The sequence below is a fragment of the Bacillota bacterium genome, from assembly GCA_023511485.1.
In the GTDB taxonomy this organism is placed as follows: domain Bacteria; phylum Actinomycetota; class Aquicultoria; order Aquicultorales; family Aquicultoraceae; genus CADDYS01.
This window is the reverse complement of the sequence record JAIMBH010000017.1, coordinates 1-26,070: the sequence shown is the minus strand read 5'-3', so window position 1 is coordinate 26,070 and position 26,070 is coordinate 1. Positions and strand designations below refer to the sequence as shown.

Sequence of the window (26,070 nt, the reverse complement as noted above, 5' to 3'; positions counted from 1 at the left end):
CAGGCCATCACTCCATTTATGCAACAGAAGACTGCTCACTTAAAACTTGGATCATCAAATTAAAAGCGGTTTCGCTCTGTTCGATATCATTTTCGTGCGTATTAAATGCGACATGCGGTGTAAACCAGAACTTAGTGATAGGAAGCGTAACGAGTTTTCCAGCTGCACCGAGTGAATAATCGGCACCTTCAACATAGTAACCATCGAAGATAGCTTTAGCAATAATACCCTTGTTTAACGCCTCGTAAAGGGCCTCTCCATCTACAAGCTGAGGTCTTGCGGTGTTGACCAATACTGCCGTCGGTTTCATTAGGCTAAGCTGCTCCTTTCCTATCATGCCCTGTGTTTGCGGAAGTAAAGGCAAATGCAGGCTTACAATGTCGCTTTTTTGCAGGAGCTCTTGCAAATCGCTAAATCTTACACCGAGTTCTTTCTCAGCATCCTCGTTACGGCGCACATCATAATACAAGATCTCTTTTAACTCAAGTCCTAAGAGCTTCTTTGCAACGGTTTGCCCTATCTTACCCAGCCCTACAATCCCAACAGTCTTGCCTTTAACTTCACTTCCTTTCATCTCACTCCAATTACCCTTGTAAACTTCCCCAACAAGATAGGGAATATTTCGTATCGCAGCCCCAATCAAAAATACAGTCATCTCGGCAACGGCATTTACAGACGAGCCAGTCGTCTCAAGGGCGATACCGCGCTTCTTCATCTTATCCATGGCATCAGAAGTAAAAAAAGTGCTCGGCTGGGCACCCCAGAAAACTATTATTCTCAACTTATTGGCGGCATCAACGACTCTTCCCGTTACTTTTTCGTTCCCTCCAAGAATATATCCGTCAACGTTCTTTACGGCCTCTATTAGCTCGTTTTCGTTAAGAGTAGCAGGCTTCTTTATAACAGCTATATCGTGTTCTTCGAACTCGCGCACCACTTTATCGACAAGCACGTCCCCGGTCACCAAAACTTGCATTTTATAAACCCCCTGTAATATGTTTCTCACTTGCTTCTCGCTTGTTTCTCGCTTATTAAATTATGTTGCCTAGAACAAAGAACAAGAAACAAAGTTCTTGCCGTAGTTCGTAATCTGCAAAACATAACCGCCCTTCCAGTGCGCAGCATTTCAGTTTGCAATTAATTTATTCCGACTCCTGGTTTTCAACTTCCGACTCCTTATATAATACAGACATGCCCTTAGAAGAATACCGTGCAAAGCGAAAATTCGATAAAACACCCGAGCCAACAGGCGAGGCGCAAAGCGCCTGGCAAAAACGTTTTGTAGTGCAAGAGCATTTTTCCCGTCACCACCACTTCGACTTCCGGCTTGAGCTACCTGCTGACTTCTTTGAATCTGATGAGCCAACTGGAGAAATAGTACTTAAAAGTTGGGCGGTGCCTAAAGGGGTGTCAGATGAAAAGGGAATTAAAAGACTGGCTGTTGAGGTCGAAGACCATCCCGTAGGCTACATAGATTTCGAGGGAACTATTCCTGAAGGAGAATACGGAGCAGGCAAGGTTACTATTTGGGATAAAGGAACTTTTGAGATATTGCAAAAAAAACCGAAAAGTCTTAAGTTTGTCCTGCATGGAAAGCGCCTCTCGGGTGAGTTTCACTTAGTCAGAACAACGCGCGGCGAGGGAAAAGACTGGCTAATTTTCAAATGATTTTTGAAAATGGCAACTAAAATTTTAGTTGCCATTTATGGCATATTTTGCTTGGCTAATTACCGTTTGGACAATAGAATCAAGCGATAGTTAGCTGTAAAATTTAGAAAAAAATTTTTTCCTAAACAACCTGGTCATAGGCTAATATATCAAAAACCACTTGCTTAATTTGTTGACTACTTCTCCTTCCAGTGTTTAAATTTTGAAACTGCATGGTACACTTTCGTAGACTTTACCGTACAAGAATCCTAATAATAGTCACATTAGCGCTTACTCTACTTACTTCAACGGCTTTCGCATCACAGCTTGATGACAAACGCCGGCAACTAAACGATGTTAAAGCCAAAATTGAATCAACCAGGCGCCAAATCGACGATGCCAAAAAACGTGAAGCCAGCGTACTTGCCCAGATCAAGCAAAACGACGAAAAAATTAGCCAGCTTCAAACCGAAATCTTTGCCCAACAAAGAGAGCTCGATCAAACTATTGCCAAAAGGCAGGCCATCGAGGTTGATCTAAACGAAACGCAAAAAAGGCTGGATGCTGCTCAAGCTGAGTTAGCTGTTAGCCGGGCAAAGCTCGAGCAAAGGCGAACAGTATACAATAAGAGATTAAACGGTATCTACCGAAACGGCAAGAACAATGCTCTTGAAATACTGCTTAATTCAAAAGACTTGGGTGATCTTATTGAGCGCATTTCGTTTATCAGGATGGTTGCAGAAAATGACGGCAAACTCTTTGTCGAGATAAAGCACCTGACTCAACTGATCCAAGAGAAAGTCAACCAAATAGATGCCGAGAAAAAAGCTCTTGCCGAAAAAAGACTCGCCCTCATTAACGAAGAAAACCGTATTGTAGCTGTCAAAAACAGCATCCAGGCCCGCCAAAACGCCCTCCAAGCTGAGTTAGAAGCCCAGAAATCTCTGCTAGCGCAAATTAGGAACAACAAGGCTCAACTTGAGGCAGCCGAGGACATGCTTGAATCAACCTCAAATATGATAGCCAACCAGATCAGACAACTAACAGGCGGGGGAAGGCAGGTTTCAAGAAGCGGGGGAAGACCTGGTAGATTCATTTATCCGGTATCTGGACCAATCACTTCCCCATTTGGCTGGAGATACCATCCGGTGCTGGGTTACTCAAGAATGCACACCGGAATAGATATTGCGGTACCCACCGGTACTCCGGTCCATGCTGCAGCATCCGGCAACGTCGTTATAGCCGGATGGATGGGAGGATACGGATATGCTGTAGTAATAGACCACGGCGGAGGTATCACTACGCTCTACGGTCACAACTCATCTCTGGCGGTGCGCGTCGGGCAAAGTGTTAGTCAAGGCCAGGTTATTGCCTACGCCGGATCAACCGGCATCTCTACCGGCCCACACGTACATTTTGAAGTAAGGTCGAATGGAAATCCGGTTAATCCAATGGGGTGGCTGTAGAAATATCGAACTGCAAATGACGAACTTCAATGCGCACCTATTTACTATTTAATGACTGCAGTGACTGCAACCCTCACTTGCTTCAAGAGCCCCGTTCAAATAGGCCAAAACAGCCGTATCCGGATCAGATTCCGCGGTTATAACAGGGTCCATACCAGCACTGGTAAGTGCAGCGACCATTCCTCCACCCATACCATTAGTTATAACAGCCGAACAATCCGAAAGGGAATCTATAAGTGTTCCATGCCCGGCATGGTGATGGTGATTGTGATTGTGGTCGTGGTTATGGCGCTCATGAGAACCGTGCACAGGAGTTACCTCCCGCAAGTTTTTCGATACAATCGCACCATCCTTAACTTCATAAATGAAAAACTTACTCACCCTGCCCAGGTGACCACAAATAGAAACACCATCAGCTGTTGATACCGCAATTTTTTTCATCCTAAAACCTCCTAAGAATTCCCCTGTTAAGCTGCTTTGCGCTCAATTGCTGTACCAGCCATCCTGGATGCAACCTTTGCAATTCGAGAGCCCAGGGTTCTTGCTATTGTAAGATCGTTCTCTGTTGGTGGCCTATCGCTATTTGGCCCGACAACCGCAGATGCTCCGTACGGGCTCCCCCCACCTACAGCCATTTCAAATAAACACTGCTCTTCACTATAGGGAACACCGACCGGTATAATGCCAAAATGAAACATTGGAATCATCATACTTAAGATAGTACTTTCCTGGCCTCCGTGAAGCGTTGATGTGGTCGTGAAGAAACCCGCTACTTTATCAGTTAATACGCCTGCCGCCCAAAGTTCCCCTGTTTTATCAATAAACTCTTTCATCTGCGCCGTCATATTGCCGTATCTTGTCGGTGTACCAAAAGCAATCCCGTCCGCCCATGTAAGATCATCATTTGTAGCCACAGGAATTTCGGCTAGCTTTTCTTTGACCTCCCTGAGCCTAGGGTTTCTCTCGATTACATCCTTTGGCACAAGTTCTTCAACCTGGCGAATCCTAACTTCTGCCCCGGATTCTTGAGCTCCCTCCGCCACCGCCCGGGCTAGAGTAGCCGTATTGCCATACATGCTGTAAAACACAACTAAAACCCGCGTTTTTCTCTGCTCTGCCATAATCTCACCCCTCATAATGCGTACCTGATTAACATTGCATTTATTTGGCTTGACTAAGAGTGCATCTTAAGACAAGCCTCTTATACCAAATTATAAGGTGATCTAATCAGGTAATAGGATAGGGGAAATGCTTTATAATCTGGCCAGATAATCTTTCATCTCATCAATGGTCCCTCTATTGAGCGAATAGTATACCCATTGTTTATCTTTCCGGGCCTTTACAAGCCCAGCCTTTTTTAGAACATTCAGATGGTGCGATATCGTAGAAGGAGATAGGGAAACGCCATCCAATATTCTGTGCACGCTTAATTCTCCCTGCTTAGCGAGCGGCTCTCGGTTACTGTTTTTCTCAGCTTTACTGAGAAGGGCAAGTATATTGAGCCGTGCGGGATTTGCCATCGCCTTAAAGCTATCCTTCAACATACCGCCTCCAGCCTCTAGCTAAGATTCAAACCTCTAAAACAACGCTACATTATTCGCTATATCATTAACGCGATGAACATAGGCTTGCTTCCATTCTATACCCCATGGGGTATATTGTCAACATTCTATTGACCGGTACGTGAATGGTATGTAGCAATTCGTAATGGGCAAGGAAGTTTGCGGAATTTGAAAGAATTAGGTTAGTACCACCCGATTAAATCAGGGTTCAAGCTATCGGGGTGGCGTAAAACGCCTAACTCATATGCCTTTGATACAGCTTGCGCCCTATCGGCAGCATTTAATTTCCGAAGGATAACTCTTACATGAGTCTTAACCGTATCGTGACTTATTCCCAGTTCAGCAGATATGCGTTTATTAGTAAACCCATCCGCTATCATCTCTAGTATTTGCAGCTGCCTAACGGATAGCTTAAATTCTCCATTCTTTCCATTCTTGGTAAATAGGTTATCAACTATACGAGAATCGATATAGCTATCGTTTTTGAATACCCTCCTCAGGGCGGTTTTTACCTCATCGGGCTCGATATCGATCCGAAGCAGACCGGAAACCTTGAAATCGAAAAGCGCTTTTTCGACCTCTTTTGATTTTACATCAATAAATGCGATAAATTTGGTATCTGGATTGACCTTTCTGATCCGGTTAACAAGATTAGAATTCGATACATTGGGTTTTAAAAGACTAATTATGACTATATCGGGCTTATGCTCTGATACTAAATCTACCGCTTCGTCAGCTAAGAAAGTTTCCGCAATAACGTTTATGTCTTCCTCTTGACTGAGTATTGCCTTTATAGCTTCTCTTAGTAATGTGTAGTGGTCGACGATCAATACTTTAATGGCAGGCATGTTATCCTCTTTTTCCGCAACTATTTTCTTGGGTAAAAACTCTCCCTGTACACAAAATATAGACAAAGAAGGAAATCCAAGTCTATAATTCCACGCCGCCTGGGTTAAATCCTCTTTAACAATGTTAAAAATAGGTTAATCCCCGTCAGGTCTTCAGTCGGAAGCTTAAGTCCATTACCTGCAATAGGTAATTACTACCAATTATAACCATATTACCATTAGATTTGAAGTTAGAAAAGCTCATTACACGACAAGGTTGTGTGTAGTAAGGCAGTGCAATTCACAGCAGTTAGTTTTTAGCCCCAATAAATAGGGAAATTCTTTATAAGCAAAGTATTAGCAAAAAGGCGGTGGATATCATGCTTGAAGAAGAAAGCGAACGCCTGCACCATAGAAAGGCCATAGGGGAGCTTGTGAAACAACTAATACCTGTATTCGAAAACTCAACAGAGGGAGTTTTTGTATATCTAGATGACGACCATAAAGCATGCAATGAACTACTGGCTGATATGTTTGGGTATACGCCCCTACAATGGGAAGAATTCTCCCCATTTTCGCATTTATTCTCCAAAGAAAGTAGAGACGACATCATGGCAACCTATTATGAAAAAATCATTGCCGAGCGGGCACCTGCTGAATTGCCAATTACTGGCATTAGAAAGGACGGTTCATCTTTTCGGGCAAGGTTGCTTATGGTCCCCATATCTTTCAATGGAGTTCTTTTTGCCTTGGGTTTTGTAAAACCAACCGGGGCGTGACCTAGTGACCTAAAAGGTTCGTCTCCGACCTAGGTGTTGCAGAAAAGCTTTTGGTGTTACTATCTCGGTGCGACCAAATCTTCCCAGAGAGAGAAGGTGCTCGTCGCTTGTTACGATATAGTCGGCCTGGCCGGCTTGTGCGCAGGCCAGAATTTTATCGTCATCGGGGTCAGCTTCAACTACTTGTAGCTTCTCGGTCGGGCCAACATCGATTGATTTTGAAAGCAACCTTTCAACCCCCGCCTTAAATTCAGGCGTTGCTTTCACGTTTGAGAGGACCCTCTCGAGCTCCGCTCTGGTATCTGCACTCCAAAGCAGCTTCACCCTACCCTCCCCTGCCAAATTTAGGATTTCGGCCGAAAAACTTCTCAGGTTAAACCTGGCCGCGATCCAAAGATTGGTGTCGGCAACGATTTTCAATGTTTGCATCGGTTTGCTACCCCCTAACGTATCCATTTTTATCTTATACGCATATGCTTCCAGCCTTCATAAGAGCCTAAGACTATTGATTAAAAATTTCCAACAGCTGCCGGCCGACAATACAATTCCCGACTACCGATCTAAAAAACAAAAGACAAAACTAGAGTTGAGCACACCAGTTAATTATTTTGAATTACCATCTTAGGTACATTACTTTTAGATACACTTTCTTTTTGGTATACCTAAAAGCATACGAGGCACCGGATGAAGACGCATAGGATGAAAAATTAGAAAAAAGATATAGGGGTGATCGGCGTGCTAGATATCAACCTAGTTAGAGAAAGCAACGCGCCCGATAATGTAAGACAGATATATGAAGACATAAAACAATCGCTTGAAATCCCATGGACTCCAGTAATGTTTCAAATCTTCGCTGCGTATCCTGAATTTCTAGAGTTCGCATGGACACAATTAAAACCATCCACTTTAACCGAGCAGTTCCACGCTGATTCCGACCGTGCTCGCGGGTTTGCCGAAACATTCGTGTCTGAGATGCATATAACAAGCTATAAACATGAGGATGCCCTGCGAAATAACCTATCCATTAATGATTTATTGGAAATTCGGACTAAGCTTGAAGCTTTCAATTACGGAATCCCGAAATTACTGCTTATATCCCATGCTCTGTCCAGCTCACTTGGCGGGATTACAATCGGCGGAAACGGTGACCTTGCACTATCTCATAACCACTTTGGAAATCAGTTTATTAGAAAAATAGAGATAAATCCGGTGGAAGAAAACGAAGCCTCGGAAGAAATCACATCAATTTACGAGGATATCAAATCAACCCTTAATACACCGGTAGTGGATACCATCTTTAAAACCATGGCCAACTGGCCCGGGTTTTTAAAACTTGCCTGGGATAACCTTGTTATATTCATGAGCAATCCGGCTTACGATCAAGGGGTAAATTCTCTTGCCGATTTTGCGGCGCATGCAGTTAATCTGCTGGCCTATCCGGTTAAGCTAAGCAGAGATGCGATGGAGTCTGCAGGTGTGCGCAGGGAGAGCTTTGAAGAAATCGAAGGCATGATTCGGCTATTTGCAAAAATGACCCCTGGGCTAATGCTTGATATAGTTGAGATGCAGCTTGACGTCGAGGATCTGCTTGAAATACCACGGGGAGAATTCGCCGCCTAAAACTACTACTTTAAGCCGCTTTCTGAGTTACGCAGGATAAAAACCTGCGTATAGACGGTGCTCCAACATAGTGGAGCCGACTATCCAGGTCAGCAACCAGCCGCTTTGTATCGCCCTCAAAACTCTTAATATATGACTCAAACGAGCCATACTCACTCTTTATCTTTAAAAACTCCCTAGCATTCTGAATAACCGCCCTTATTTTTTTGCGATTTCTAATAATCCTGGCATCTAGCATTAATCTTTCTATGTCGGCGTTATTGAACTTTGCAACCTTATCAACTGAGAAACCATCAAATGCGCGCTCGATATATCGCCAGCGGGCAATGACCGGTTCTATTCCGATTACCACCTGAAATACCTCTGCAACTAGAGCCTTGAAATATTCATCGTCGCTCATATGCTCTTTTGCTTTTACAAAGGGGCAAATCTTAATGTCACTCATATCTTATATATACTCACAATGAGCGAGACGTAACATCGCGCTTTGATTGGGCATCAACCAAATTGCCTTCGTACCTGAAAGCAACGAGTGCCATGTCGTCCGATAGCTGGTCACTAGAAAACTCTATCGCCAACGAAAGAAGGCTGCTAACGATTTCATCTGGAGAGGCAGCATTAAGACCGTCTAAAGTTTGGCGTACCCGTTCATCTCCTAACAATTCACTATCTCTCCTTGCCTCAACCAAACCATCAGTGTAAAGAACCACAGAGTCACCAGGGCTAAGTTTGGTTTCAAAAGATTCAAAGCCGGTATCCGGGAATATGCCAAGCGGAGGATTACGCCGTGCAACTTCCAAGGTGCAGCCGGTGGGCCTACAGATAAATGGGTCAGGATGCCCTGCACTTGACATGGTCAACCGGCCGCTAGATATATCAATAGTGCCGTATAACATTGTAATAAATAGGCCAGCCTCTACCTGCTTTGAGATAGCATTATTTGTTTCACTAAGTACATAGGATGGGTTATTGTTCCGATAGGCAAAAGCCCTCGCCGTACTTTTTACCACAGAAGTTACCGCAGCCGCTTCAATTCCCTTTCCCGATACATCCCCTATCATGAAACCTACTTTGCCGCTATCAAGCTCAAAGAAGTCGTAGAAGTCGCCGCCGATTTTTGCGACCACTGTTGCCGAGCGATAAAGATAGCTGAAGTCTATACCCGGTATTTTATTCGGCACTTTCAGAATTGCAGCTTGAAGCGTATCAGCGATATTCCGTTCGGCTTTGTAAAGGCGTGTGTTCTCCAGGGCAAGCGAGATAGCCAGCGAAAGCTTATTTACAAAATCAACCTGCACACGGGTAAAGATAGTGGTTTGCGAGTTATGGTTGAAAAAAATCGCCCCCAGAATCTCTTCCTTAATTATTAAAGGCACAACCATGACCGACCGAATGCCAAATTCTTTTACACTTTTAAGACCCGCCATCTCCTCGTGTTCAACATCGTTTATAACAACCGCCTTTCTGGCTCTTGCAGCCATCATGGCATGCGGCATATCTTCGTCGGCAAATCCCATCCCAGTTAAATCGTTTGGGAATCCATAGGTATACCTAACTATCCATTGCCCGTCCTCATGCAGAGCTATTGCAGCTGTCTCAGCACCAACCGCCTTAGCCGACTCTAACAAGACCTGTTGCATAACCTCGCCTACATCAAGAGTCGAGCTTAAAAGTGCATCAATGCTGTTTAGTGCATCGCTTAATTCTTTTGAGCTTCTCAGCTCTTGTTCAGCAATCTTTCTCTCAGTAATATCAATAAATACAATCGCAAACCGATCCACATCGGCAGAGAACGCGGAAATGCTAAAATATTTCTTTATTTGAGGCAGATACGCCTCAAAACTCTCCGGAATACCTGTTTGCGCCACTCTTGCAAAGGTATCTAAGTGGTGGGCTCCCCCTGTTTCGTAAAGTGATGACGCCATCCGATCTATTACCTGCTCTCTCGTTGCCCCAACAATCCTCTCAAAACCTGGGTTTACGTCCTTGATAACGTAATCAATCGGCCTACCTAAATCATCATAGACAAGGTCACAGACTACTATGCCTTCATTCGAATTGTTAAACAGCCGCCTGTACTTCTCTTCGCTTTCGCGAACAGCTTCTTCTGTTTGCTTTAATTCTCTAAACAAAAGACCGTAAGGCCGCACTAAGCCGGTTTCAATAATCGCCTTATAGATTAGATAGAAAGATATGATCTTGAGAAAATGGCCTAGAAGGTTGGTAAAACCATACGGATCTGTGTACAAGGTAAATGACATTTCCTCGGCAACGGTAACAAGGATAGATGCGATGATTAAGCTTAACACGTCCGACTCAAAAGACTTGCGCCTTTGAATCAGTGGAATTATCGCCAGCAAAAGAACTGCCGAAATAGCGTACTCACTTACTACTTTAAACGGGGTTAATCCAACGCCTTCGACAAAAGCCGTCGGGAAAATATCCCAGTAAAAAATAGTCCCTAATAAAACGGCTGTAATAACAGCATAAACAGCAAATGCCAGCTTGCCGTTTAATTTTCTAGCAACAAAGAAAGGGGCAATAAGAAGCGCAGTACTCTCTAAATATCGGGCGACAAGCCAGAGCTGGGTCGGTAGATTGGCTCCATACCCAACAAATACACCCATACCCTTATAAGCCAGTGTATGAACTAAATCGACACCCGCGACAAAAAGGTAAGCGATACCAAGAAATAGCAGGTAATTGTTATTGCCAAGGAAGCCCCGTGAGTTCCAGGCGACCATAAAAATTCCCACGGCAACGATAACGCTAAATAGTTCGGCAATACTATGGAAAAGATTGTAACTGTAAAGACTGGAGGCATATAGTCCCGCCAGAACGATTACGCCGCCCAGAGCGGATATAAAATTATTTTGGAAGCGGCTTTGCCTGCCTACAGAATCATCCATGATTTCAAATTAATCCGATAAGCCCAAGGTAACTTCTATTATTCGGACTTTCATGTCAAAACACAATAGGCAGTTAAAATGTAGGTTACTCCGGATGTAAAGGATAGTATATAGATCGTTGTTTTCTAAACCTTTGCCGGCTCTAAAGACTCCGCCAGATAGGTTATCGCTTCTTCTGCGGCCTTTGTTCCCGAATTGATGCAGTCAGGTATGCCAACACCACGGTAAGATCCACCAGCCAGGAACAAGCCGGGATGATTCGAGGCCCGCTCCTCGATCTTTTTTATGCGGTCAAGGTGTCCGATAGTATACTGCGGCATAGCATTTGGCCAGCGAAATACCCAATTATTGATGGGCTCCGCTTCTATGCCCATAATATTCTTTACCTCAGATTTGGCAACCGCAAGCATCTTATTATCCGGTAGTAACGCAAGTTCCTGAGTCCTTGCACCACCGAGAAACACGCGAACAATAGCAAAATCATCGCTGGGGACTCTCCCGCTCCATTTACTTGAACTCCATGTACAGGCTTTGATTTTACGGCCCTCCCCCAGTGGTACAAGAAAACCAAAACCCTTAAAATCATGCTTTACATCTTTTCTGCGGTAAGCTAAAGACACTGTTGCAGACGACACATACGGTATTTCACGCAAGACGCTCGCAAGCTCTTTATCAATGTCGCTTACCAAACCTGCCGTATCATTTGCGGGAGACGCAAGAATCAGGGCATCGGCCTCGATAGTTTTTCCATCAGCCATCTGGAGTTTATAGATAGTTGCACCCCGCTCATCTTTAACTTCATCGACTTTAAGCACATTAGAGCCAATAAAAACTTTGTCTTTGTCTATCGCCGCATAGAGCCGGTCGACAATATCCTGCATCCCGCCCTTAAAAGACATATGAAGCGTTCTTTTCAGCACACCAGGAGCACCCGGTTTTCCCCCGGCTGGCGGCTCCCCACGACCTACATCCTGTGCGACCACCTTTTGCCTGGCTTTCATCGAAGCAATGGTGCCTTTTATCAGACTCCCATACTTTTGCTCCATATCCAGAAGAACCGGAAAAGTTGCCTGCAGGCTCATCAAATCGGGGTCGCTTGAATACACACCTGCCACCAGTGGGTCTGCGAGCCTGTCCAAGCACTCTTTACCTAACCGCCTTGTTATAAAGCTTGATAACGTTTCGTCCCCAGGCTCTTTTTTCTTGGGAATGAAGTAGTCCATTGCCATACGAATCTTGCCCAACCAGGAGAAAAGATCGGTGGTTACAAAAGGCATAATTTTGGTAGGCACGACCATCATAACGCCGTCAGGTAACGTGCGCAGCTTGTTCTTTACGAGGATGTAGGTTTTCTTCAGCTCATCGTTGCTTGGGATAATCATGTCCTCGCAATTTAGCTTTCGCGCAAGCTCAAATAGCCAGGGCTTTGTTGAGAGAAATGAATCCGGACCGCCTTCGATTACAAACCCGTCTTTAGTCCGCTCGGTACAGATTTTGCCACCCAAGCGTGAATCCCGCTCCAGAAGCACATAGTCAATCTTATTCCCATCATCATTTGCCCTTTTAATAGTATAGGCTGCTGAAAGACCTGTTATGCCACCACCGATAATCGCTATCCTTTTCATGCCGTCCCTTCTTTATTAGCCGCCAGCTATCAGCAATTAGCTACCAACAGTATTTAATTGATAAATCTTTTATCTTTTCTGCTAATTATCAGCCAATTACTGAATGCTGGTTACTTATAACTGCTTGCATACCATTGATGCCAAGGCCTCAATGAATTTTGGCGAGTCGTTCAACGCGTCTGAACGCTCGCATTTGAGCCCTAGGGACTCAGCTTGCTTTTTATGCAATATGTCCAGATCCCAAAGCGTTTCCATGTGGTCAGATGCAAATCCGATCGGCACTAGAAGCACTTCTTTGTATCCCGCCTCTGCAATATCTTGCAGAACATCTTCAACCATTGGGCCAAGCCAATCTCCTGGTATGCTGCCCTTGCTCTGGTATGCAAGATGCCAAGACAAGGAACCTGTTTTCTTCAAGACTTCTTCTATTGTCACTCTTAATTCGTCAACATAAGTGTCACCGGCCTCAATATAAGCTACCGGAAGACTGTGCGAGCTAAATATAACCTGGATGTCATCCCTTTTTTCTTTGGGAAACCTGGCAATTGCGTCGTTGATCCGCTCAACCACTGCATCGATAAAAATCGGGTTTTTGTGCATGCCCTTAATCATTTCTATCTGTATATCGAGGTTTTTCTCGGAAACCACACGGTTTATTTCGTCCGTATAGGCGCCTGTGCTCACCTGAGAACTGTGCGGAGACATACTTATAGCAAAAGCCCTTTTAATTCCATCTGAAATCATCTGCTCGATGGTCTCTTCGATAAAGGGGTGCCAATAGCGCATGCCGACATAGGTCTTGAATTTAAGCGATTTATTGCATATTTCGTTCAACTTTAGCTGGAGTGCATCTGCTTGTCTCTGGGTGATCTCGTTGAGAGGTGATTTGCCACCGATCAATTTATATTTATCTTTTGCTCTCGCGATTATCTCAGGGGTCGGTTTTCTACCCTTCATGAGTCTCTCCATAAATGGCTCAACCGAGTCGAGAGAATCCGGCCCACCAAAAGCGAGCAACATAACACCTATCGTTGTGCTGTTATCTTTGTCAGGAGTCAAATTAAGCTCTCCTTATATCTAACATATTAACCGCAGCACTACTAACTGGCAACTCAAGCAACTTTACCTTACTTGATTCTGGTGCGTGAGTACCTTCTTAACCTATCTCTCACTGATTAGTTAACCAATATGCGCTGGCTTAACTTATGAACGGACTCAACAAGTGCCTGCGCATGTTCTACCGGAGTATCTTTGTGGATGCCGTGGCCAAGGTTAAAAACATGCCCCGGACGTCCGCCAGCTCTATTGAGAATATCTTTTACGCGCTCCTCGATTGTCTTAACCGGACCAAACAAAGTAATCGGATCCAAATTTCCCTGGATCGCCTTGTCATATCCAATCCTCTCCCATGCGACATCAAGGTTTATCCTCCAATCGACACCGATTACATCGCCGCCCGCCGCCGAGACCAGCTCCAGCAAAGTCGAAGCGTTGTTTGCAAAGTGTATCCTTGGAACCCCCTCGTCCTTGAGGTTATCCATGACCATCTTACTATATGGCATCACATACTTTTCATAGTCAACCGGCCCCAGTGCGCCAACCCAGGAATCAAACATCTGGACCGCTTGTGCGCCAGCTCTAATCTGCATACGCAAATAACGGGTTACAATCTCGGCAAGTTTTTCCATCAAACCATGCCAGGCATCAGGGGCCTCATACATCATTGCTTTTGTGTAACGGTAATCGCGAGAACCGGAGCCTTCAACTATATAGCTTGCAAGAGTAAATGGAGCGCCTGAGAAGCCAATTAGCGGGACCCGACCCTCCAGCTCGCGCCGCAGTATCTTTATCGTCTCGGCGACATAGGGAGTCGCCTCTTCAGCCTCCGCAACGCGTACCTTGGCAACATCTGCTTTAGAGCGAACAGGATTATGGATGACCGGTCCCTCGCCTTTTGCAAACTCAAGGTCTATACCCATGCCCTCAAGGGGTAGCAAAATATCCGCAAAGAGAATTGCAGCATCAACGCCAAGTTTATCAACCGGCTGAAGCGTGACCTCAGCTGCGACATCCGGTCTCTTGCACATGGTTAAGAAATCATGCTTTGCCCGGATATCGCGGTACTCCTGCATGTACCGTCCTGCTTGGCGCATAAGCCACACCGGAGTCATATCAACCGGCTCGCGCCTGCACGCCCTTAAAAATCGATCATTAAATGCCATTTGTCAGCTCCTTTCAGATGGCCAAAAGAACCGAAGCTTAGTATTTCTATATTATTGAACCTCTAATCTATGCTTTAAGCCTTGTAATTACATCACCGATACCAATATTAGCACGTCAGGATAGTAATTTAAAGCTATAGACATTTTCCAAAAGCATGTTATACTTAGTTTATCTAAGTTTTAGGAGAAATGCAAGATGCAGTTTCTTGACCGGCATGTTGATGAGATATTAGACGGTCTGCTAAGCGTGCTAAGGAAATCCCGACCTCAGCATGTAGCCCGTGTACTGGGGATAAGCAGGGCCGAGCACCACGCTTTACGAATACTTTCAGTCAACGAAGGCTGCGATATTTCCACCTTTGCCGCCGCTGTTGGGGTAAGTCAGCCTACAGCAACTGTCACGATCGACCGCTTAGTAGAAGCCGGCTATGTAACGCGTACGCCATGCACCGCCGACCGCAGGGTTACCCGCCTTCATCTAACAGATAAAGGCCGCGACATTGTCGATAGGTCAAGAGAAGCACACCGCATGATAATGGCCCCGTATGTTGAACGCCTAACCAGGAAAGAACAAGTTGAGCTTATCCGTATTTTGAAGAAAATGAATGAAGGGTAGCAACGAAGGAAAACCTATTTTAACTGCTTACTTATCATCTCCAGCATCTCATCGTGTATCAAACCGTTGCTTGCGACCATTTCGGGAATGCGGATGTCAAATGCCGAGCCGTCAAACCTGGTTATCCTAGCTCCGGCTTCAATTGCTATCAGACTGCCAGCTGCCATATCCCAAGGCTTGAGCCCAACCTCCCAATAGCCGTCAAAACGGCCGCAGGCAAGAGCAGCATAGTCGATGGTTGCCGCACCTGCTCTCCGTATTCCCTGTGCTTTAAGCGAAAAAGCAGTAAAAAGATCCAGTATCTGATTGGGGTTATTTCTGAAATAATATGGGAAGCCGGTTGCAAGAAGCGACTTGTCCAGCTCTTTTGTCTTAGATACTTCAATAGGGCTGCCGTTTAAATACGCTCCCTTTCCCTTCTCTGCGGTAAAAAGCTCATCCAGATTAGGGTCGTAGATAACACCGACTATTACTTCGCCCCTGTATTCAAGGGCGATTGAAACAGCGTAGATAGGAAAGTTATGCGCATAATTAGTCGTTCCATCTAAAGGATCAATTATCCAGAGGTAATCAGATTCTGCTTTTGAGATACCTTCTTCTTCGGCCAGGATACCATGATCGGGGTAGCGCTCCTTAATGCCTTTAGTTATCAGGGTCTCTGATTGTAAATCAGCCTCGGTCACCAGATCGACCACACCCTTATAGGTGATCGTATGGGTTTGCCTTGATACCTTTTTTATTTGTTTGCCGGCTTTAACCGCCAGCTCAACTGCCGTCTCCAAATAGCTAGTCATTTTTCTTCTTAATTTGATATGCCCACTTCTCATATCGAGCAAAACAGACACGACAGATAAAGCTATGCTGCCGGAATCTCCATTGATATTTCCTCATGCCACTCTTCTATCCTACTATTAGCATAAAAAAACGCCTCGTTGATGACATCTTCGATCTCTTTTGGAAGAGAATCAAAACGCTTGCTTAACTCCATATAAGCAAAATCGAGGCATTTCTGCATAATAGTTACAAACTGCTCGCATAATTCGGTGTCTGAGCGACCACGCCTCTTCCACTGATAATTATAAAGGTTATAGAAGCCAACCATGAAATCACATATCCTTTTAGCAGACCTCTCCGGTCGCCAATCACTTATTATGGTCGACTCAAAATCGTTGATCAGTCCATTTAAGTATTGCATAAAACCTGTTTGTGCACCCAATTGCGGGTCATTCTTCATCTCCTGGATGAAGGCTAGGCGAACCAGCTTCTCGAGACAGTAGAGACCCCCGCTGTCCATCTCCGCGTTCTCTACTGATGAGTGCGTTTCTTTAAAGTATGACCTTGTAATCGAGCAATTCCCGGATGATCCGACGTAACGCTTCGCCTCAGCTAAATCCGCATCCGTCAATTCAAATTTATCTTCCGTTGCCATACCGTCCTCCTGGATAAATGTGGGTTGCCTTCAGTGGTTTTATCGGCACTAGGAAAGCTATCCTACAGTATCGTCTTATGATTTGCTCAATTGATGAAAGTATAATTGCAGGGCTGCAGGTATTTACTTCCAGCTAGTTTCAATTTACACCTGCCCCGGACAAGCATGTTTTGGCTTAATAGATAAATTCATCTATTGATAATTAATAAAGCGGGAACAATTTTAATCTTCCGTAATTGCAATTCGTTAGATCTGTGGAAAAAATTTTCGGTAAAGTAAAAGGTCTGCCTTATAACTGCGTGGGTTACTCTTCGGATTCTTTACCTAGAGCTTCCATCACGGCCTTCCAGCGCTCCTCACCAAGGCACGACTTGGCTGCACTGCACCACTGCACGCAAGATGGCGTTTCTTTTTTCTCAACCCATGCTTTGCATTTCGGACACCTTCTGCGCATCTCATCTGAGAAAATCTCAACGGCATAACCGCATTCAGGACAGGCGTACACTCCTGCCGTGATGTTTCTCATATCAGAGCCCGGGCATTTTCCAGACATATTTTCTCCCTTAACTAACTATTTACTTAAGTATCTAACTTTTAAGGCTGACTGGCAAGTTCTTGTTTTTACCGTTTTTTATCCATTCTTATTGGTTTTCTCCTGTGGTCGAAATCACCATCCCGACAAGAAGAAAATATTAATCCGACAAATAGCTATAAAAGCACGTAAAAGACGGGCGGCTCTGGACCGCCCGTCATGTCCTTTTACTTAAGCCGTTATGAAATGAGTGTCCTTAAGCTGCCCTTCTCATACGTTCGCGCTCTTCCATCGGAATCCTGGCCTGTATCTGGCCAACCTTGTAGAGTGAGTAGATCGAGTAAAGACCAGCTAAACCAACGATTGCAAAAATAACACGAGACACAGTGCTGATCGGGTCAGTTCCGGCTGCACCGGTTCCGAAAATCGCACGGATAAGGTCAAAGTTGAAGAAGCCTACCAAACCCCAGTTAAGTGCACCGATAACCGTTATAACCAGTGCAGTCCAATCGAACCAGCTAAGCCTTGACGGTCTTGCCGTTGCCATCAATCTCACCTCCACTAGCTTCATTCATCAGCCGGCTGTTTTGCGATACCAAGTATACAAAATACCTGCTCGATCAAATTACCGACTTGATTATCTCATTCCCTGATTTCCCGAGTTGTAACAGAGTTACTTTATTTAATCTGTTTAGAACCCTGCTACACGCCACCCGTGAGCAATCTCGTCTTCAATCTGAGCTATCTTTTGCTTAATCTCGGCAAAGAAAGATAAAGTCACACCAATTGCATTAAACCCCATCGAGACGATATGTGGAAGTACTGCGGGGTCTCTGGCACTCTCGCCGGTGATACAGGTATAAACGCCATACTTTTTGGAAACTCTGGCTACCTCGTCTAAGAGTTGCAGGACTGCCCGATGGTTGGGTTTAAAAAATCTGGCAACTTTCTGGCTCTCACGGTCTAATGCAAGCACGCACATAACGAGATCGCTTAAGCCTACGCTTATAAAGTCGATTCCTTCTTTTATAAAATCGCTTAGAGTAAAAACAACCGCCGGATTCTCAACAGAAATGCCGACTTTAACATCGTCATGCGGCCGCAAACCCATCTCCCGCATTATATTCTTGGCATCTTGTAGCTCACTAACAAACCTTATAAAAGGCAGTTTGATTCCGATATTTCCACCGGTCTTCTTAAGCGCTCTCTTTATTGCCCTCAGCTCAAGCTCAAACATATCACGCTCTTCAAGCTCACGCCCGATGCCCCTCCATCCAAAAAGGGGATTTCGCTCTTCCGGATCTTCAGAGCCTCTAAGCCTTCTGAATTCATCCGTCGGCGCATCCATGGTTTTATACCAAACCGGTTTATTGCCAAAATACTCAATTGTCTGTATTATGCCACTAGTTATATTATCTTCTAGGTAAAGACCCATCCCTTCGCTAATCATTTTCATCGGATGGACACCCGACTCGAACATGAAATAGTCATCCCTAAGCGATGATACGCCATCGGCAAATGGAGCTACCCCTCTTGCTTTCTCTGGAATAAGTACGGAGACAAACACCTCCATATTGGTCTTAGGAACATGAGATATCTGACTGACCCTTATTGCAATATCTCCCTCATAAACGACACCTCTTAGCCCATCTACAGTTACAAGCTGGTCTTCCTTTAGCCTTTCTGTTGCATTGCCGGTACCAAGAACGCATGGGACCCCAAACTCACGGAGGATATTTGCCCCGTGGCTTGTCGCACCACCCTCATCTGTCACAACAGCCGCAGCCCGCCTTAAATAAACGGCGAGTTCATTAGTTATCCGCTGCGCCACAACTACTGTATTTGGGTCAACCTCGGGTATGCCATCCAATCCAATGACCTTAACCCGCCCCGAACCAACAGCCGGACTAACGCCAGTACCGTGCAACAACACGGTTTGTTCACCTATTTGAGGAAATAGCTTCTCATACCGTTCGCCGATAACAATTGGTCTTGACTGTAAGATATAAAATGCGCCATCACTAAACACCCACTCGATGTCCTGAGGCATCCCAAACAGCTCTTCTAGCTTGATCCCAATGCCAGCAAGTTCGCTCACCTCGCGCTCACTTAATTTTGGTACCATTCTCAGCTCTTCAAAGACCGGTTTTCTCTCACCAGTCGGGGTAATAAATTCTGCCTGCCTGCCCAGCCTGCGACTTACAATCATCCTGCGCTTTCGGGAGTAGATATCACGCTCTGGAGTCACCTCACCCGATACTATTTCCTCACCGAAGCCAAAAATTGCCTCAACAACAACCTTATCCTTGTCTGCGGTAACCGGATCCATCGAGAACACAATGCCTGACCGCTCTGCCGGGACCATTACCTGTATGAGCACTGCAACCGCTATGTCGCTTGCTAGAAGACCTTGTTCTTCCAGGTAAATATGGGTCTCAGGCGTGAATACCGACGCCCAGCATCTACGTACCGCCTCGACAAGGTCTTCGAAATCTCTGATATCGGGATAAGACGATAGACGCCCTGCAAAACTGGCCTTCGGTGTGTCTTCGACAGTTGCTGAGCTTCTAACTATAAGACCGGCAGGCGCAGAGCCAATCAGACTATCGTAAATTTGCTGAATGGCGTCCTGAGTATCCTCATCGACCGCTGCTGTCGCTATTTTCCCTCTTAAGGACTTGCTTATTTCTTCAAGCGCTGGGAAGGGAGTGCCAGGCGTAAAAAATGCTGCTAGGTCGTGGCCGATGTCAAGTTGAGATATAGTTTTGCGAAACGCCTCTGTAGAGAGAATCAACCCGCGCGGCACATTAAAATTTGCCTGGTGTACTAAGGCAACATTTCGGGCTTTGCCGCCCACCAACAATATCTGATCTGGCTTTACTTCATCGTATGAGTATATGAGCTTCATGGTTTTCCTTTTGCTATGTTTAGTTAGATTTGCGCATATGCATTCGTGCGTTATGAATATACCCGATTACGCGAATGGGTATGGGGCTCCCGCTGGGGAAATCGTGGTTTTTCACAACTGCACACTTTTGATATAATATACCTGCAAACATGCAGATCAGAAAATCAAACGGTGCCTGTCACCCGTTCTTGAAAGGATGAATTGTATGCCAGCCACAACGGCAAACCTTATCTCACCAGATATTTCGTGTATGCACTGTGTCATGACAGTGAAAAACGGTATAGTCTCTATGCCGGGTGTATATAGCGTTGATGCTAACCCTGAAACAAAAGAAGTAACGGTTAATTATGACTCTGATAAGGTCAGCATAGAGGATATAAAAGCTAAACTTGCTGAACTTGGGTATCCGGCGCAAGATTAGCAAGTTTTAAGATTGCTTGCCGCTGCTGCTCCCCGCCGCGGTGCTACGCAGCGCTAAAGAGCTAAATATTGATCGAACCCTATGAGTCTACCTCTATGAAATCACCTTAGTTGCTTCTTAATTATTTCTTAATTGTTTAATTGTTAGGTCTGCAAGAGCCTGAAGAAGTTTCTTAACCTGCGACTTGGTCCTATCGTCTATGAGGTTGCCCTTATCGTCAAACTTTTCGGCAGCTTTGGTTACGTACACTTCGGGTTTTTGCACGGCAGGCATGTTCAGTGCAACAAAGACCTGTCTTAAATGCATCTGGGACCTGAGTGTGCCAAACCTGCCGGTTGATGCACCCATAATAGCAACTGGCTTGCCCATTATAGAACACGTCATCTCTGGCCGCGATGCCCAGTCAATCGTATTCTTTAAAACCCCCGGGATAGAATAGTTATACTCAGGCGTCGCTATCAGTATTGCGTCTGACTGATCAATTTTACTGTGGAGTTCACGAACCGGCTCTGGATAACCTTGTGCTTCTACATCTTCATTAAAAAGCGGTATATTACCTATCTCAATTATCTCTAGCTCCACGTTGTCCGGCACTAAACCCTGGGCTGCGCGAAGCAAGGCTTTATTGTACGACCGCAGCCTAAGGCTTCCGGCAAATCCAAGAACCTTTATTTTTTTGTCCACTGGCGCTAGCCTCCTTATGATTTATCTGCCTACTATATTCCCAATCCTAAAGTAAATAAAAATAACCATAATGAAGTAAAGCTATAATAGGGGTAGGCAAACTAGCTTGGCGTCAAAACGCCTTTTTCGTTGTATACGTGGTATAATAATTGTCATGCAAGTATTTAAAGCCGCCTTATTTGATGTCGATGGAACAATCCTCGATACATCCGAATTTATATTTCAGGCTTACGAGCATACTTTAGGTAAGTATGCTCTGCCACCCAGAAGCCGTGCAGAAATAGCAAGGCTAATCGGCCAGCCGCTGGAGTTCTGCTATCAAATGCTGGCTCCAGGCGCTAATGTCGACCTTTTAGCGGCAACTCATCGCGCGTTTCAGGCCGGCCACCTGCACCTTGCAAAGCCCTATCCTGGCGCAAACGAAACACTTGCAAAGTTAAAAGGCGCGGGAATAAAAGTAGCCGCGGTAACAACACGAAGCAGACGGACAGTCGTCGGGACTCTAGAAGCTGCAGGTTTATCCGTGCACATAGATTACCTTGTAGCCCTAGAAGATGTGGTAAACTTAAAGCCTGATCCGGAGCCTGTCCTTAAAGCCCTTCATTATTTAGACGCCAAACCGCATGAATCTGTTATGACCGGCGATACCGATGTCGATGTGTTGGCGGGCAAAAACGCGGGTACCCTGACCATAGGCGTAACTTACGGTTTTCATGGTACGAGAATTGCAGATAGTAGCCCCGACTATATAATTGATAGTATAGAAGAAATTATTCCAATAGTCTTGCCGGTATTCGATCTTCAAGAACTACAAGAGTCACCCAGTAAATAGGCGTAGGATCGGCTACTTAACCAGGCGGTATAAAATGAATCGTATCGCGTATCTTATTCGGAAAACAAGCGGTGGCATGCAAACGCATATCACCGGTCTTCTTGCAGAACTAGACAGCTCCAGATACGAGCCCGTTGTAATATCCCCAAGGGCACCCAAACTTTTTGCTTTTTTAGATGATATCGGCATCGAATACCATGAAGTCGAGATGTCCGATTCGCTCTCCCCTAAAGCAGACTTTATTACCGCTAGGTTTGTTGCTAAAAAATTACTAAAAATCAAACCCAGCCTCCTGCATATCCATGGAAACAAAGCCGCTATGATAGGTTGGCTTGCAACGCATCTACGGCCAGTGAAACGCACGGTGATAACAGTACATAACTTCCCTAGTAATTTAAATTCTACCTCGAAGATGTACCCTATTGTAAAACAAGCAAACAGAGTAGTTTTTAATAGCGCAAAGCGAATTATCGCCGTATCATCTGAAATCAGAAGGTGCCTTGAAAAAGATATCGGAGTCGATGAACGCAAGGTCACTGTAATCCCTAATGGCATCGACATTATTAAATGGGCCTTCTACCGCCACATCGACAGGCATCTTGTCAAGGAGGAGCTAGGGTTAGCCGATAGCACGGTTCTAATTGGAGCTGTCGGACGACTTGTTCCGTTTAAGGGATTTAATATCTTACTTAAAAGCTTGCGCAGAATTATAGATAACTATCCTAATGCTTATCTAATCATCTTAGGAGACGGTCCGCTTCGAGATACGTTAGAAGAGCAAGCTAAGGAACTTGGCATCGCTCAATATATAAAGTTTCTTGGCTTTGTCGATGAGCCGGGTCGCTACATGTCAGCTCTAGATGTGTTCGTATTGTCGTCGATTAACGAACCCTTTGGGATCGTCTTACTCGAGGCAATGGCGATGGGAATTCCAGTTGTGTCGACTAGATCTGGCGGTGTCCTGGATATTATAGAGGATGGTGTAACTGGTTTATTAGCCGAGCCAGGAGATGATAAGTCGCTTGCTGAATCGATTGAGAGGTTGCTGGGCGACGAGGATTTGAGAGGTCAACTAGCAAAGAATTGCCAACTAGCAGTGCAACATAGGTTTACAATAAAATCAATGGCAGATAAAACGTTTAAGGTATACGAAGATTTACTGAGCTAGCTAAATCGTCTATTTATCCGGATATAGCTTTTTTATCGCGGGCTTACCGTTCGAAATGTAATCAGAAGTACAATAAGAGCAACCACAAATAATATCCCTGAAGTTACAGCCAACGCGTATGAGAATGGCCTTGATACGTCTTTTAGACTCAATGTCAAGCGGGCTTTGCGCCCGTGGGGGTTCGACTCCCCCCTTCTGCACCAGGAAAATCAAGGCTTCCGGGGTTTTGAGAAATCCTGGAATTTATTATAAAAAGGTGTTACTGTCCCAGTTTTAACCCAATTTTTATTTCCAGTTATGGGGAAAAACCGCCAAAGTGGAGGAGAATAAGCATAATTTTAACGTTAAGTAGCTGCAATTGCAGTAGTATTAAGGCATTCTACATCCCTCACCAATATTAAGGCAAAAAAAATAGCAGGGGTCGGGTCCCTGCTAGTGGTAATTAATTTATTCGCTTTGGCCTTACATTCCGGCAAGGCCTTTTTCTTTGCTCAATAGGCCGTTTAGGGTTGCCGCCGCCAGCTTCTGCATTTCCGGGGTAACGTGACTGTATAGGTCAAGGGTCATGGTGATTGAAGAATGTCCTAACCGTTCCTGGACAATTTTGGCTGGTACTCCCGCTTTAAGAAGTAGGGTTGCATGGGTATGCCGCAGGTCATGCAGTCTTACCCTGGACAGTCCCGCTTTCTCCAGCCACCGCTGGAAACGTTTTGTAAATTCCTCTGGTTGCAACGGGGTCCCGTCCTCTTTGCAGAATACCAGGCCGTTATCCTGGTAGGCTTCGCCTAAAAGCAATTTCTCCTGTAATTGCCGCTTCCTATATTCTTTCAGTTCTCTAATTGCGTCATCGGTCAGGATAATGTTCCGCCTGCCGCTCTTGCTCTTTGTAGTTTCCTCCAGGACAATACCTTGTTTCAATTTTAGTAACTGCCGCTTAACGGTAATCGTACCCTGCTCCAGGTCCACACAATCCCAGCATAAGCCTAACAATTCGCCGCGCCTAAGGCCAGTAGTAACCGCCAATACATAAGCCGCAAATAACCGGTCATCTTTGGCCGCCTTGAAGAAGACCAATAGCTCCTCTTCGGTCAAGGGCCGCATTTGCTTATTCTTCACGGTTGGGGGGCTGGTAGCATCGGCCACGTTCCGGGGCAATAGTCCCTCTTTTACGGCCTGCTGCAGGGCTTGCCGGATAATTACATGGAGATAGCGCACCATCCGGGTTGACAGGCCGCCTTTACCGTCCACCCTGCCTTTCTCCAGTTTCTCGTTATAGAAGGCTTGCAGCATATGGGCCTGTAGCTTCGCCAATGGGACTTTCCCTAAAGCTGGCTTGATATGGGTTTTAATCAGTACTTCATAGTTTTCAAAAGTACTGGGTTTTAACTGGCCTTTCTTATAGCCGGTCAGCCACTTGTCCAACCACTCACCAAAGCTGGTCTGTACCGGTTCAACATAAGTCCCGTTCCTCACTTCCTGGAGGATTTGGGCCATCTTGTCCATAACCTCTTTACGGGTCTTGCCGTAAAAACTCTTCCGCTTCAGCTTGCCGGTAACAGGGTCATAGCCAACGCTTATTTTACCCACCCATAAGCCGTCAGAACGCTTGTAAATACTCCCTTCCCCGTTGCCACGCCGTTTGGCCATTTATGGTCCTCCTTTATGCGTCAAAATAATTGCTGGCCAGAAAAAGAAATTGATGAAGTTGATTTTGTCTTTGTAATTTTAGAACACCTTTGTTAGAGAAGTTAGAAGGGGGAAACTTTGACGCATTTATTTCATCTCCCTTTTTCTTCCCTTTGGTTTCCTTTGGTCTATTTATCTATAGTTTAGTATAGCTTTGTATGTAAAAGTATTCAACTTCTGGCGCATTTCTGAGTCCGAATTAAACCGCCTCTTGATAGTATATCTAATGGGTTCCTCGTAGGGCCTGATTTAAGGGGGTTTTAATGCCTTATGACCCAAATATAACCCAATTTACCACCCTGCCGGTTTAGGTACAGGGGTCTTTTTTTTATGTCTCTCCGCGTACCAGCAGGCCAGGGCCACCGCAAGGACCAAATCATCATGTATTCCTTCCCGCCATGCCTCGTAAGAATCATGGGCCGTCTTGACGTTGATTTTCACTTTGAAGTTAAGTAGTTCCTCAACCAACGTTCGGGCCTCCGGCAGTCCCGCCGCCACCTTAAGCCTCCCGGTCTGGAATAGCACCTGCAAGGTGGAAACTAAGTCACGCTTTGGGACGTGGTAGCCTCCCTCGCCGCTGCTAACCGAATTCCCGCCGGTAATGGTAATAGCTATGGGCCGCAGATTCTCTAGCCTGAACATATCCACTACTGGGGCACCTACGCCAGTTCTGTCCACCACCAGGACGCTCCTATTAAGCAATGGCCTGGTAAGCATGAGCATTCGCACCCTCTCGACCACCGCCGGGTAGGGAGTGCCAAGTTTAAACCGTTCCAGGTGCCTAACGTGGTATTCCCCGTTTTCAATTCGCTCCAGCACCGCTAGGGCCGTATAGTCCTGGGCCTGTCCCAAGTCAAGGCCAAGGAAGAAGTTATACATTGCCAACACCTCCGAACAAAGACTTAACTTCATCGGTTATAGCCGTCATTACCTGGTCGTAAGTAAATAGCTGGTCTTCTGTCTCCACAAATTTGCAAAGGTATTCCTGCCTAAACCACCAATCCCCAAGGGCCTGCCTCTCTTCCTCCAGAAACACCGGGCTTATCCTGGGGCAGTCAAGGGCCGTTATCTGAATACGCTCCCAAGTCCCGCCGCCTTCCGTCCACTCCTTGAAGAAATGGCCTCGCTTGCCAAATG

Annotated in this window: 28 protein-coding genes; 8 read left to right on the top strand and 20 right to left on the bottom strand. The window is 45.4% G+C overall.

The genetic code is table 11. From position 1 onward, the window contains the following. Positions 1–16 precede the first annotated feature (16 nt). Positions 17–976 (bottom strand): hydroxyacid dehydrogenase, encoded by a 960-nt coding sequence (locus K6T91_07085; protein ID MCL6472565.1) that lies wholly within the window; start codon positions 974–976, stop codon positions 17–19. 215 nt (positions 977–1,191) lie between these two features. Here K6T91_07085 and K6T91_07080 point away from each other — a divergent pair, with 215 nt between their 5' ends. Further along, positions 1,192–1,668, top strand: coding sequence for a 3'-phosphoesterase (locus K6T91_07080; protein ID MCL6472564.1), 477 nt, complete (start codon positions 1,192–1,194; stop codon positions 1,666–1,668). Positions 1,669–1,880: 212 nt separating this feature from the next. Further along, positions 1,881–3,113 carry a peptidoglycan DD-metalloendopeptidase family protein gene (locus K6T91_07075; GenBank protein MCL6472563.1) on the top strand — a complete coding sequence of 411 codons (1,233 nt, stop codon included), beginning with the start codon at positions 1,881–1,883 and terminating at the stop codon, positions 3,111–3,113. A gap of 48 nt (positions 3,114–3,161) precedes the next feature. On the opposite strand, the gene K6T91_07070 is transcribed toward K6T91_07075, so the two are convergent. From K6T91_07070 to K6T91_07055, 4 genes are all read right to left on the bottom strand, one after another. Further along, entirely contained in the window at positions 3,162–3,554 is a 393-nt protein-coding gene (locus K6T91_07070) for an iron-molybdenum cofactor biosynthesis protein (GenBank protein ID MCL6472562.1), read from the bottom strand. A 26-nt stretch (positions 3,555–3,580) separates the two neighbouring features. Then, positions 3,581–4,234 (bottom strand): NAD(P)H:quinone oxidoreductase, encoded by a 654-nt coding sequence (wrbA, locus tag K6T91_07065; GenBank protein ID MCL6472561.1) that lies wholly within the window; start codon positions 4,232–4,234, stop codon positions 3,581–3,583. Between the two features lie 132 nt (positions 4,235–4,366). Further along, on the bottom strand, positions 4,367–4,657 hold the full coding sequence (locus K6T91_07060) for a metalloregulator ArsR/SmtB family transcription factor (protein MCL6472560.1): 291 nt from the start codon (positions 4,655–4,657) through the stop codon (positions 4,367–4,369). A 200-nt stretch (positions 4,658–4,857) separates the two neighbouring features. Further along, entirely contained in the window at positions 4,858–5,589 is a 732-nt protein-coding gene (locus tag K6T91_07055; GenBank protein ID MCL6472559.1) for a response regulator transcription factor, read from the bottom strand. A 293-nt stretch (positions 5,590–5,882) separates the two neighbouring features. Between K6T91_07055 and K6T91_07050 the strand changes: the two genes are divergently transcribed. Further along, positions 5,883–6,281 carry a PAS domain-containing protein gene (locus K6T91_07050; protein MCL6472558.1) on the top strand — a complete coding sequence of 133 codons (399 nt, stop codon included), beginning with the start codon at positions 5,883–5,885 and terminating at the stop codon, positions 6,279–6,281. A gap of 9 nt (positions 6,282–6,290) precedes the next feature. Here the strand turns inward: K6T91_07050 and K6T91_07045 are convergent, their stop codons facing one another. Next, a complete protein-coding gene (locus K6T91_07045) occupies positions 6,291–6,710 on the bottom strand; it encodes a putative toxin-antitoxin system toxin component, PIN family (GenBank protein ID MCL6472557.1) in 420 nt (139 codons plus the stop codon). 306 nt (positions 6,711–7,016) lie between these two features. Between K6T91_07045 and K6T91_07040 the strand changes: the two genes are divergently transcribed. Next, the gene (locus K6T91_07040) at positions 7,017–7,901 is read left to right on the top strand and encodes a halocarboxylic acid dehydrogenase DehI family protein (protein ID MCL6472556.1); all 885 of its coding nucleotides are present in this window, start codon (positions 7,017–7,019) and stop codon (positions 7,899–7,901) included. Positions 7,902–7,911: 10 nt separating this feature from the next. On the opposite strand, the gene K6T91_07035 is transcribed toward K6T91_07040, so the two are convergent. From K6T91_07035 to hemE, 5 genes are all read right to left on the bottom strand, one after another. Next, on the bottom strand, positions 7,912–8,346 hold the full coding sequence (locus tag K6T91_07035; protein MCL6472555.1) for a DNA-3-methyladenine glycosylase I: 435 nt from the start codon (positions 8,344–8,346) through the stop codon (positions 7,912–7,914). 13 nt (positions 8,347–8,359) lie between these two features. After that, positions 8,360–10,810 (bottom strand): SpoIIE family protein phosphatase, encoded by a 2,451-nt coding sequence (locus K6T91_07030; GenBank protein MCL6472554.1) that lies wholly within the window; start codon positions 10,808–10,810, stop codon positions 8,360–8,362. Positions 10,811–10,935: 125 nt separating this feature from the next. Further along, positions 10,936–12,435 (bottom strand): protoporphyrinogen oxidase, encoded by a 1,500-nt coding sequence (gene hemG, locus K6T91_07025; GenBank protein MCL6472553.1) that lies wholly within the window; start codon positions 12,433–12,435, stop codon positions 10,936–10,938. Between the two features lie 114 nt (positions 12,436–12,549). Next, positions 12,550–13,494, bottom strand: coding sequence for a ferrochelatase (hemH, locus tag K6T91_07020; GenBank protein MCL6472552.1), 945 nt, complete (start codon positions 13,492–13,494; stop codon positions 12,550–12,552). Positions 13,495–13,610: 116 nt separating this feature from the next. Beyond that, positions 13,611–14,657, bottom strand: a complete 1,047-nt coding sequence (gene hemE, locus K6T91_07015) for a uroporphyrinogen decarboxylase (GenBank protein MCL6472551.1) — start codon at positions 14,655–14,657, stop codon at positions 13,611–13,613. Between the two features lie 196 nt (positions 14,658–14,853). Between hemE and K6T91_07010 the strand changes: the two genes are divergently transcribed. Further along, positions 14,854–15,273 (top strand): MarR family transcriptional regulator, encoded by a 420-nt coding sequence (locus K6T91_07010; GenBank protein MCL6472550.1) that lies wholly within the window; start codon positions 14,854–14,856, stop codon positions 15,271–15,273. 14 nt (positions 15,274–15,287) lie between these two features. On the opposite strand, the gene K6T91_07005 is transcribed toward K6T91_07010, so the two are convergent. From K6T91_07005 to K6T91_06985, 5 genes are all read right to left on the bottom strand, one after another. Then, a complete protein-coding gene (locus tag K6T91_07005) occupies positions 15,288–16,067 on the bottom strand; it encodes an inositol monophosphatase (protein MCL6472549.1) in 780 nt (259 codons plus the stop codon). 62 nt (positions 16,068–16,129) lie between these two features. Then, positions 16,130–16,702: a hypothetical protein gene (locus K6T91_07000; GenBank protein ID MCL6472548.1), complete on the bottom strand. Its 573-nt coding sequence runs from the start codon at positions 16,700–16,702 to the stop codon at positions 16,130–16,132. A gap of 304 nt (positions 16,703–17,006) precedes the next feature. Next, entirely contained in the window at positions 17,007–17,255 is a 249-nt protein-coding gene (locus K6T91_06995; protein MCL6472547.1) for a phosphohydrolase, read from the bottom strand. Between the two features lie 235 nt (positions 17,256–17,490). Further along, positions 17,491–17,781 (bottom strand): DUF378 domain-containing protein, encoded by a 291-nt coding sequence (locus tag K6T91_06990; protein ID MCL6472546.1) that lies wholly within the window; start codon positions 17,779–17,781, stop codon positions 17,491–17,493. A gap of 144 nt (positions 17,782–17,925) precedes the next feature. After that, positions 17,926–20,142 carry a hypothetical protein gene (locus tag K6T91_06985; GenBank protein MCL6472545.1) on the bottom strand — a complete coding sequence of 739 codons (2,217 nt, stop codon included), beginning with the start codon at positions 20,140–20,142 and terminating at the stop codon, positions 17,926–17,928. Positions 20,143–20,347: 205 nt separating this feature from the next. Between K6T91_06985 and K6T91_06980 the strand changes: the two genes are divergently transcribed. After that, positions 20,348–20,563 (top strand): heavy-metal-associated domain-containing protein, encoded by a 216-nt coding sequence (locus tag K6T91_06980; GenBank protein MCL6472544.1) that lies wholly within the window; start codon positions 20,348–20,350, stop codon positions 20,561–20,563. 117 nt (positions 20,564–20,680) lie between these two features. Here K6T91_06980 and K6T91_06975 read toward each other — a convergent pair whose 3' ends face one another. Beyond that, on the bottom strand, positions 20,681–21,247 hold the full coding sequence (locus tag K6T91_06975; protein ID MCL6472543.1) for an NAD(P)H-dependent oxidoreductase: 567 nt from the start codon (positions 21,245–21,247) through the stop codon (positions 20,681–20,683). A 154-nt stretch (positions 21,248–21,401) separates the two neighbouring features. Between K6T91_06975 and K6T91_06970 the strand changes: the two genes are divergently transcribed. Then, entirely contained in the window at positions 21,402–22,079 is a 678-nt protein-coding gene (locus K6T91_06970; protein MCL6472542.1) for an HAD-IA family hydrolase, read from the top strand. A gap of 34 nt (positions 22,080–22,113) precedes the next feature. Continuing rightward, positions 22,114–23,247, top strand: coding sequence for a glycosyltransferase family 4 protein (locus K6T91_06965; GenBank protein MCL6472541.1), 1,134 nt, complete (start codon positions 22,114–22,116; stop codon positions 23,245–23,247). A 462-nt stretch (positions 23,248–23,709) separates the two neighbouring features. Here K6T91_06965 and K6T91_06960 read toward each other — a convergent pair whose 3' ends face one another. From K6T91_06960 to K6T91_06950, 3 genes are all read right to left on the bottom strand, one after another. Further along, positions 23,710–24,894 (bottom strand): site-specific integrase, encoded by a 1,185-nt coding sequence (locus K6T91_06960; protein ID MCL6472540.1) that lies wholly within the window; start codon positions 24,892–24,894, stop codon positions 23,710–23,712. Positions 24,895–25,224: 330 nt separating this feature from the next. Continuing rightward, positions 25,225–25,812 carry a hypothetical protein gene (locus K6T91_06955; GenBank protein MCL6472539.1) on the bottom strand — a complete coding sequence of 196 codons (588 nt, stop codon included), beginning with the start codon at positions 25,810–25,812 and terminating at the stop codon, positions 25,225–25,227. Further along, on the bottom strand, positions 25,805–26,070 hold a 266-nt coding region (locus K6T91_06950), incomplete at its 5' end, for a hypothetical protein (protein ID MCL6472538.1). The genes K6T91_06955 and K6T91_06950, both read right to left, overlap by 8 nt.

What these genes read in the sequence shown, in the direction of transcription:
- K6T91_07085 (MCL6472565.1), bottom strand. Translation starts at nt 976, where the DNA reads ATGCAAGTTTTGGTGACCGGGGACGTGCTTGTCGATAAAGTGGTGCGC.
- K6T91_07080 (MCL6472564.1), top strand. Translation starts at nt 1,192, where the DNA reads ATGCCCTTAGAAGAATACCGTGCAAAGCGAAAATTCGATAAAACACCC.
- K6T91_07075 (MCL6472563.1), top strand. Translation starts at nt 1,881, where the DNA reads ATGGTACACTTTCGTAGACTTTACCGTACAAGAATCCTAATAATAGTC.
- K6T91_07070 (MCL6472562.1), bottom strand. Translation starts at nt 3,554, where the DNA reads ATGAAAAAAATTGCGGTATCAACAGCTGATGGTGTTTCTATTTGTGGT.
- wrbA (MCL6472561.1), bottom strand. Translation starts at nt 4,234, where the DNA reads ATGGCAGAGCAGAGAAAAACGCGGGTTTTAGTTGTGTTTTACAGCATG.
- K6T91_07060 (MCL6472560.1), bottom strand. Translation starts at nt 4,657, where the DNA reads ATGTTGAAGGATAGCTTTAAGGCGATGGCAAATCCCGCACGGCTCAAT.
- K6T91_07050 (MCL6472558.1), top strand. Translation starts at nt 5,883, where the DNA reads ATGCTTGAAGAAGAAAGCGAACGCCTGCACCATAGAAAGGCCATAGGG.
- K6T91_07045 (MCL6472557.1), bottom strand. Translation starts at nt 6,710, where the DNA reads ATGCAAACATTGAAAATCGTTGCCGACACCAATCTTTGGATCGCGGCC.
- K6T91_07035 (MCL6472555.1), bottom strand. Translation starts at nt 8,346, where the DNA reads ATGAGTGACATTAAGATTTGCCCCTTTGTAAAAGCAAAAGAGCATATG.
- K6T91_07030 (MCL6472554.1), bottom strand. Translation starts at nt 10,810, where the DNA reads ATGGATGATTCTGTAGGCAGGCAAAGCCGCTTCCAAAATAATTTTATA.
- hemG (MCL6472553.1), bottom strand. Translation starts at nt 12,435, where the DNA reads ATGAAAAGGATAGCGATTATCGGTGGTGGCATAACAGGTCTTTCAGCA.
- hemE (MCL6472551.1), bottom strand. Translation starts at nt 14,657, where the DNA reads ATGGCATTTAATGATCGATTTTTAAGGGCGTGCAGGCGCGAGCCGGTT.
- K6T91_07010 (MCL6472550.1), top strand. Translation starts at nt 14,854, where the DNA reads ATGCAGTTTCTTGACCGGCATGTTGATGAGATATTAGACGGTCTGCTA.
- K6T91_07005 (MCL6472549.1), bottom strand. Translation starts at nt 16,067, where the DNA reads ATGACTAGCTATTTGGAGACGGCAGTTGAGCTGGCGGTTAAAGCCGGC.
- K6T91_07000 (MCL6472548.1), bottom strand. Translation starts at nt 16,702, where the DNA reads ATGGCAACGGAAGATAAATTTGAATTGACGGATGCGGATTTAGCTGAG.
- K6T91_06995 (MCL6472547.1), bottom strand. Translation starts at nt 17,255, where the DNA reads ATGTCTGGAAAATGCCCGGGCTCTGATATGAGAAACATCACGGCAGGA.
- K6T91_06990 (MCL6472546.1), bottom strand. Translation starts at nt 17,781, where the DNA reads ATGGCAACGGCAAGACCGTCAAGGCTTAGCTGGTTCGATTGGACTGCA.
- K6T91_06985 (MCL6472545.1), bottom strand. Translation starts at nt 20,142, where the DNA reads ATGAAGCTCATATACTCATACGATGAAGTAAAGCCAGATCAGATATTG.
- K6T91_06980 (MCL6472544.1), top strand. Translation starts at nt 20,348, where the DNA reads ATGCCAGCCACAACGGCAAACCTTATCTCACCAGATATTTCGTGTATG.
- K6T91_06970 (MCL6472542.1), top strand. Translation starts at nt 21,402, where the DNA reads ATGCAAGTATTTAAAGCCGCCTTATTTGATGTCGATGGAACAATCCTC.
- K6T91_06965 (MCL6472541.1), top strand. Translation starts at nt 22,114, where the DNA reads ATGAATCGTATCGCGTATCTTATTCGGAAAACAAGCGGTGGCATGCAA.
- K6T91_06960 (MCL6472540.1), bottom strand. Translation starts at nt 24,894, where the DNA reads ATGGCCAAACGGCGTGGCAACGGGGAAGGGAGTATTTACAAGCGTTCT.
- K6T91_06955 (MCL6472539.1), bottom strand. Translation starts at nt 25,812, where the DNA reads ATGTATAACTTCTTCCTTGGCCTTGACTTGGGACAGGCCCAGGACTAT.